This window comes from Vibrio sp. OPT46, assembly GCF_015163535.1.
GTDB lineage: Bacteria > Pseudomonadota > Gammaproteobacteria > Enterobacterales > Vibrionaceae > Vibrio > Vibrio alginolyticus.
Map to the genome: position 1 here is coordinate 8,759 of NZ_JADDYG010000578.1, position 672 is coordinate 9,430.

The 672-nt window shown below is 36.8% G+C and carries 1 protein-coding gene; it reads right to left on the reverse strand.

From position 1 onward, the window contains the following. Positions 1-467: 467 nt before the first annotated feature. Positions 468-672, reverse strand: a 205-nt coding sequence (locus IQR33_RS23140; RefSeq protein ID WP_193844084.1) for a hypothetical protein, incomplete at its 5' end; no start/stop codon positions are given.

Consider the following 672-nt stretch of genomic DNA (forward strand, 5'->3'; position numbering starts at 1 on the left):
AAAAATAATAAAACTATTAACCACTAAAAAGACATCAAGCCAGTTAATGATGCAATTAGAACACACAAAAACTAGCTTATGGCTCTGTATTTAAAATTAAGTTGTAAATTTATAACCAACTTTTAAAGTAAAAGTAGTTTTTTTCACCAATGGCGAGTAAAAACGCCTAAAATTACGTAAAAATGGTACAAAAACACGGATTTCACTTACATAAAAAGGGGTTACGATAATTATTTTGACGTAAAGTTAGAACAAAACTCGGACTGTAAACAGTCACTCCTATAGCTTATGCTACCAAGCTGCGAAAATTCAGAGTATTACCGATATAATCACAGTAGAAGGTCTTGCTGCTTTACTCGTAAAAGTAAAACTGCAAGCCTGTTCATTGCAGGTTAGAAGAGTTTGTGACGACGCTGGATGACGTATGAATAGTAAGAACAATTTACAGTTGCGCCATATTGATTCAGTTATGGTGAGGCCAGCAAAATCGTTAATGTATCGATATCATCTTGGTCCGGGGATTGCTGACGCTTTAAGTTACTTCTTATCCGTTCAGCGACTGAAGAAACGTCGCCACTGAGTTCAAGGGGAGCCTCCGCAATGATCGCTGAAATAGCCTCAAGTGCTTCATTAAGATGTCCATTATCTAGAGCGACATAGAAGTTGAGTAAC